Origin of the sequence: Acinetobacter sp. YH12040 (genome assembly GCF_013420005.1) — a bacterium.
GTDB classification, from domain to species: Bacteria; Pseudomonadota; Gammaproteobacteria; order Pseudomonadales; family Moraxellaceae; genus Acinetobacter; species Acinetobacter amyesii.
The window spans coordinates 238260-245246 of sequence record NZ_VOZB01000006.1 but is presented as its reverse complement, the minus strand read 5'-3'; the positions used below and the strand labels follow the sequence as shown (position 1 = coordinate 245246).

Here is a 6987-nt window from a genome sequence, read left to right as displayed (position 1 = left end):
TTTGATTCCTTTAGCAAATTCTGCTGCAAGGTCTTTTAGTTTTTGTTCGTTCATCATGTTGCCTGACTCCGTTGTGAATATGAACATAGCAAATTCAGGCAATTACACAATTTAATTTACAGTCTCATAGAACTATTTTTTAATGCAAAAAAAGACACCTTATAAGGTGTCTTTTTTTATTCGCAGCATTTAGCGCACAATACCGCGCTTAGACTGCTCAAGTGAGTCAATCAACAATTGCGCTTCTGCCACTTCAGGCAAAATTTCAATGCGAATACGCTCAATCGCTTCATTCGTCGTTAAACCATCTTTATAGATCAATTTAAAAGATTCACGTAAACCTTGAATCACATTTTTAGACCAACCTTTACGACGCATTCCTTCAATGTTCATTGCAAAAGCATGGGCTGGATTACCAGATACCATGACATAAGCAGGTACATCTTTCAAAATAAGCGATGCACCACCAATCATACTGTATGAATCAATTTTACAGAATTGATGAATACCAGAGTTACCACCTACGATGACGTAATCACCAATGTGGACATGACCTGCAACGCCGACGTTATTAGCAAAAATATTATGATCACCTACTACACAGTCATGTGCAATATGTGTATTCACCATCAATAAATTGTGACTACCAACTTTAGTTAGACCCTGATCTTGAACAGTACCACGATGTAAACTACAGTGTTCACGAATCGAGTTATAATCACCGATTTCTAACCACGTTTCTTCACCAGCATATTTCAAGTCTTGGCAAACTTCACCAACACTGGCAAATTGAAAAATTTCGTTATGTTGACCAATACGGGTATAACCACCCACCACAACATGTGAATGCAGTTTAGTGCCCGCTCCAATTGTGACTTTAGGACCAATAATACAATATGGTCCAATTTGCACATCCGGAGCAATTACTGCTGATGAGTCAATAATGGCGGTAGGATGAATTAATTCGTTATTGCTCATGCTGTCTCTGTTTTCTGATGCGAAACCATAATTTCCGCGGTTGCTGCGACTACGCCATCTACAGTGGCAACACAATTATATTTGTAAATGCCACGCTTTTGCATCACTAATTCCGATTTTAATACAAGTTGATCGCCTGCAACGACTTGTTTTTTAAATCGAACCTTCTCTGCACCAGCAAATAAGAACAGCGAACCCGCTGAAGGTTTCTCATTATTCATAATGAAACCTAAAATACCCGATACTTGCGCCAATGCTTCAACAATCAGCACACCCGGCATAATTGGGTATTCAGGGAAATGGCCTTGTAAAAATTCTTCATTAATCGTTACATTTTTATAGCCTACAATCCCGTTGTCAGTCACTTCAACAACACGATCAACCAATAAAAACGGATAACGATGTGGCAAATATTCACGAATAGTCTGAATAGTCATTGGTAATTCAGGTTTTGTGAAAGCTGGGGTATTCGACTCTGTCATCATAATTATTTACGCAATTTAAATGTTGATTCAAGGGACTCAATTTGAGACTGCATATGATCAAGTCGTTTGACCAATTGGGTCAATGGCACATCTGCTAATTGTTTAAAGCGGATTGCTGCCTTTTTCCAAGAACCACTTTCAAGCATTGGCGTACCTGAAGAATAACTACCAGCAACGGAAATACTTTTTGTGACCATTGACATACCAGTAATTGTCACATTATCTGCAATATTAATGTGACCTACGATACCAACAGCCCCTGCTAGCACACAATTTTTGCCAATAGTTGTACTACCTGCAATGCCACATTTCGCAGCCATTGCTGTATTTGCACCAACTTTGACGTTATGCGCGATTTGCACAAGGTTATCAATAATGACACCATCTTCCAAAATTGTGTCATCTAAAGCACCACGGTCGATACTACAATTTGAACCAATACGCACATCATTCCCGATACGTACAGAACCTAATTGAGCAATACGATGCCATTTCCCTTGATAAGGTGCAAAACCAAATCCTTCACCACCGACCACCGTATTTGCATGGATACGTACACGATCACCTAACTTGGCTTCCCCAGTAATCGTCACATGCGAATCGATAAAACAATCTTTACCAATTTCAACACCATGATCAATCTTCACTTGTGATTCAATGCGCGTTCCTTCACCCACCACACTATTCGCACCAATCACCACATAATGCCCAATATAAGCAGTATCAGAAATGATTGCTGAAGGATGAATTTGAGCAGTACTTTCAATTCCTATTTCTACAGATTTTTTTTCAAAAACATGCGTTAGAATAGCGAAAGCCAGATACGGATTGGGTACAACAATGAAGTTTTGCTGTGAAGGGATTTGTGACTGCATGTCTGCAGTCACAATCAGCGCACCAGCCTGAGACTGTTGAGCTTCATTCAGATATTTATCTGCGTTTAAAAATGCAAGCTGATGCGGTTGAGCACTCTCCAAACTTGCCATTCCACTGAATTGCAAGTCTAGCTGACCAATACATTGACCTTGAACAAGTTGAGCAAGCTTTTCTAAACTGAATTTTTGAGAATTCATTGATTATTTAATTGCATTAACCTTTTGAATCATTTTATCAGTTAAATCAAACTTAGGGTCATACGCAAGTGCTGAATTTTTATTCAAAACAACATCTAACTTATTTTCTGTGCGCAATTGTTCTGCAACTTGCTTGATTCGAGTATCCATCGTGCGATTTAAGGACTGGATATTACCTTGAACCGAAGCTTGAAGTTTTTGCTGTAAATCAGTCAGCTCTTTGAGTTTAGTTTGATACTGTTGACCCATTTGCTGCTTTTGCGCAGCAGTCAACTTATCACCACCTTGCTGAGCTTTCTGTTGCATTGCTTCCAGCTCTTTAGCCAGTGATTCAATTTTAGTGGTTTGTGGTTTCAACTGCTGTTGAATTTGAGCATTTTGTTGTTTTAGATAAGTGCTTTGATCAACCACCTTTTCTAAATCAACCACACCGTAACCTGCTGCATGTACCACTGCAGAACATGACATACCCAATACTGCCAAACCAGCAAATAATTTATTCATCTTATCAACCTGTAATTTTGTTATTCCTCGAAGGGTCGTACTTAGAACGTACGACCAATCTCGAATTGAATTTCTTTTGTTTCATCGCCAGCTTTGTCATTCAGCGGGAATGCATAACTCAGTGAAATTGGGCCAATCATCGTGATCCAAGTAAAGCCTGCACCAACGCTATAACGCATGTTATTCATATCAAAGCCGTAGTTATCTTTACAGTATTGACGGTCTTCACTAGATTTAGGAACGTCACATTGGGTGTCAAATACTTGTGCGCCTTCAGCAAACAATACTGGACGAACTTGACGCGCCCAATCGCCTTTAAATGGCACAGGTAAAGCCAATTCAGTACCAAATTGAATTAAAGCATTACCACCAACTTCTTCTGGATCGTAGTCAACCTGATTTTGCGCATCATAATACACACCAGGATATTTCGGCCCTAGAGTACTATTGTCATAGCCACGTACCGAACCAAAACCACCTGCATAGAAGTTTTTATAGAATGGTAAATCATTACCATAGCCTAACTTACCGTAACCACGTAACACAAAGTCTTTACCTAGTGGGAAATAAGCTTGTGCGTCGTAAGTAATTTTTTGATATTCAACATCACTGCCCGGTAATGCAATTTCGGCATTGACGCGGTGTGACATACCCGATGTAGGGAATACCGGGCGATTCAAGGTGTTGTACGACCAACCTAAGTTAAGGTTATAAGTTAAGAAATCACCTTTAAATTCATTATCATAAGTAATTTCTTCAACAGCACATTTATAACCAATTATTTCGTTTTTATCATTATAAACAGGTACAGTATTTTGAGACTCACCATTAGCATCTTTTGGGCAGTAAGAACCTTTCCCTGTAGCTTTACCACCGTTAGCAAGTAAGTAGTCACGGACATACGTAGATACATATGGGCCTGTAGTTACATCAGTTTGATCAATATTCAAACCCATACTGATACTTTGGTTTTCATCGATCGGATAACCAAAGTTGATACCACCACCAAAACTATCAGTGACGTAGTTGTTAACGTTATAGTCGTTATCTAACTTGGTTTTACGGTAGTACAAGTTATAACCACGGCGTACACCATCAATAGTGAAGTATGGGTCAGTTACACTGAGGTTGTAATAATCTTGAGTCTCTGAACGAGACAAATCGATAGAAACTGCATTACCTGTACCCAAGAAGTTGGTTTGACTCAAACCTGCTTGGAAAGTTACACCGCCACTTTGTGAGAAACCAACAGCTAAAGTACTTGTCCCCGAATGCTGCTCTTCAACATTTATATTTAAATCAATTTGATCTGGGGTACCCGGAATACGTGCAGGCTTAACATCAACGGTTTTAAAGAAACCAGTACGTTCTAAACGCACTTTAGACAAATCAATTTTTTCGTTACTTGCTAATGCGCCTTCCATTTGACGCATTTCACGACGTAGAACTTCATCAGCTGTTTTCGAGTTACCTGTGAAATTAATACGGCGAACAGTGACTTGCTGACCCGGATTCACATAGTAATTTAAATCAACCAATTTTGTGTCTTTATTGATTTCAGGAACAATGTTCACTTCTGCAAAGTAGTAACCTGCATTACCATATTTACGAAGTAAAAGCTGTTTCACACCATTCACTTTTTCTTGTGAATATAAATCGCCATCTTTATAGAGTTTTAAAGCGTTTAAATCAGTTTGCGTATAAAGCGTATCACCTAAGAAATGGGTTTCACCAAACTTAAATTGTTCACCTTCATCCACCGAAACTTCGATAAAGACGTGTTTTTTATCTTCACTCAAATTTAGACTTGAATTGGTAATGTTGAAGTTGATGTAACCTTTGTTGAGATACATCGCACGTAACGCTTCTAAACTCGCAGCCATTTTTTCACGTGCATAGCGGTCATTACGAGAAATGATCGAGTTCCAACCACTTTCTTTTAATGCAAAAATTTGTTTAATTTCGCTTTCTTTAAAGACTGTATTACCAATGATATTGATATCAAATACTTTGGCAGATTGGCCTTCTTCAAACTCAATTAAGACATTGACACGGTTATTCGGTTGAGCGGTTGTAATCACTTTGACATCAGCATCGTAGCGACCTTGCTGCATGTACTGTTGTTCTAATTCAGTTTCAACCGTTTGCAAAGATGATTTCTTTAAAACTTCACCTTCGGACAGACCCATTTTCTTTAAGCCTTCTTCCAAGGCTTCTTTAGGAATAAGTTTATTGCCTTTTAGCTCAACTTTAGAAATTACTGGGCGTTCGACCACTGTATATACAAGGGTATTACCGACTTGTGAAGACTTCACATCATCAAACAAACCCGACGCAAACATGCTACGAATTGAGTTTGAAATGATTTGATCATTGACACGATCACCAGCGGAGAATGGGATCATTCCGGCTACATTGTCAGGAGTTAAACGCACTAAGCCATCAACACGAATATCTTGTACTACAAAATCATCTGCTGCATATACTTGTTGTGCTACGGCCATAGCACTAACCAGTGCCAATGGCATAAATAAATGTTTGTGCTGCATGCCAGTCTTTTCCGCTGTTAATTTATTTCGTATAACGTTCTTATAAACGCATAATGTCATTGAATAGAGCCAGTAGCATCATGCTACCCAGCAATACCATACCAATTTTTAATCCAACCAATTGTATTTGTTCAGAAACAGGTTTACCACGAATTAATTCAATAAAATAGTAAATTAAATGACCGCCATCGAGCATAGGAATCGGTAGTAAATTTAAAATACCCAAACTTACACTCATCAGTGCCATAAATGAAATGAAGGTTTGCCACCCCATCTCAGCACTTTGTCCAGCCACTTTCGCAATAGTAATCGGACCAGATAAATTATCTAAACCAACCAAACCACGCACCATTTTTACAATAGAATTCAGGATCATACTAGAGATCTGACCTGTTTTTTCTACGGCTTTGCCCATCGCCTCTACAGGCGTGTATTGAATGGTTTGTTTGTATTCGGCTGGAATATTGACTTTACCCGGATCACTTTGTACACCTAAAAGCCCTGTGACTTTACCCATTTGGTCACGCTTACCTTGCGGCATCACGTTTAAATGCACAATTTTATTTTGTCGTAAAACATCAATTTTAAGTAACTTTTCTGGAGAAGCTTGTACAACTTGTACAACATCAAACCAGTCTTTCATTTTTACGCCATCGATCGAAACAATTCGATCACCCACTTGCATCCCTTGGCGAATCGCTGCACCATCTTCACTGAGTTTTGAAACCACTGCAGGAATTTCAGGACGATATGGCGTAAAACCAAGAACATCGAGTGGTGACTGAGTTTGATCGCGTAAGAAACTCTGTATCGGTAAACTGAAGTTTTGAATTTGCCCTGCACGTTCAGCTTGAATTTGAATATTGCCGGTCTCACCCACACGATCAACCAAGGCATAATTCAAGCGCTCCCAAGTAGATACTTGAGTACCATCTACGGCAGTAATTTTATCACCAGTCTGCATTTGCGCAGCTGCTGCAGGCGTATTTGGTAAAATTTTACCTACGCGCGTATTCAGCTGTTCCTGAGCTGGTAAAAATAAAATCCAAAACAACACTACTGCAAAAGCCAAGTTAATGAGTGGCCCTGCCGCAACAATTGCAATACGCTTCCAAGGGTGTTGTCGGTTAAATGCTTTTGGTAAGTCTTCTGCTGCGACATCACCTTCTCGTTCATCCAACATTTTGACATAACCACCCAGTGGTAATGCAGACAGTTGATATTGAATACCCGACTTCTTTGACGTCCACTTGAGCAGTGTTGGGCCAAAACCAATCGAATAAACCAAAACCTTTACGCCCAGTTTACGTGCAACAAAATAGTGCCCAAATTCATGAATCGCTATCAACGGTCCAAGTAGCAATATTGCTGCAATAATCATAAACAAGGCATTCATGT

Annotated in this window: 6 protein-coding genes; all 6 read right to left on the bottom strand. The window is 39.3% G+C overall.

Features of this window, described 5'->3' with window-relative positions; all coding sequences use genetic code 11:
- Positions 1 to 189: 189 nt before the first annotated feature.
- On the bottom strand, positions 190 to 978 hold the full coding sequence (lpxA, locus tag FTT99_RS09325) for an acyl-ACP--UDP-N-acetylglucosamine O-acyltransferase (RefSeq protein WP_180023806.1): 789 nt from the start codon (positions 976 to 978) through the stop codon (positions 190 to 192).
- Positions 975 to 1460 (bottom strand): 3-hydroxyacyl-ACP dehydratase FabZ, encoded by a 486-nt coding sequence (gene fabZ / locus FTT99_RS09320; protein ID WP_171263789.1) that lies wholly within the window; start codon positions 1458 to 1460, stop codon positions 975 to 977. The genes lpxA and fabZ overlap by 4 nt, the downstream gene beginning before the upstream one ends.
- A 5-nt stretch (positions 1461 to 1465) precedes the next feature.
- Entirely contained in the window at positions 1466 to 2536 is a 1071-nt protein-coding gene (gene lpxD / locus FTT99_RS09315; protein ID WP_180084304.1) for a UDP-3-O-(3-hydroxymyristoyl)glucosamine N-acyltransferase, read from the bottom strand.
- Positions 2537 to 2539: 3 nt separating this feature from the next.
- Positions 2540 to 3040, bottom strand: a complete 501-nt coding sequence (locus FTT99_RS09310) for an OmpH family outer membrane protein (protein ID WP_180084303.1) — start codon at positions 3038 to 3040, stop codon at positions 2540 to 2542.
- A gap of 41 nt (positions 3041 to 3081) precedes the next feature.
- Positions 3082 to 5544, bottom strand: coding sequence for an outer membrane protein assembly factor BamA (gene bamA / locus FTT99_RS09305; RefSeq protein WP_373684801.1), 2463 nt, complete (start codon positions 5542 to 5544; stop codon positions 3082 to 3084).
- A gap of 85 nt (positions 5545 to 5629) precedes the next feature.
- Positions 5630 to 6985, bottom strand: coding sequence for an RIP metalloprotease RseP (gene rseP / locus FTT99_RS09300; protein WP_180084302.1), 1356 nt, complete (start codon positions 6983 to 6985; stop codon positions 5630 to 5632).
- Between the last annotated feature and the right edge of the window lie 2 nt (positions 6986 to 6987).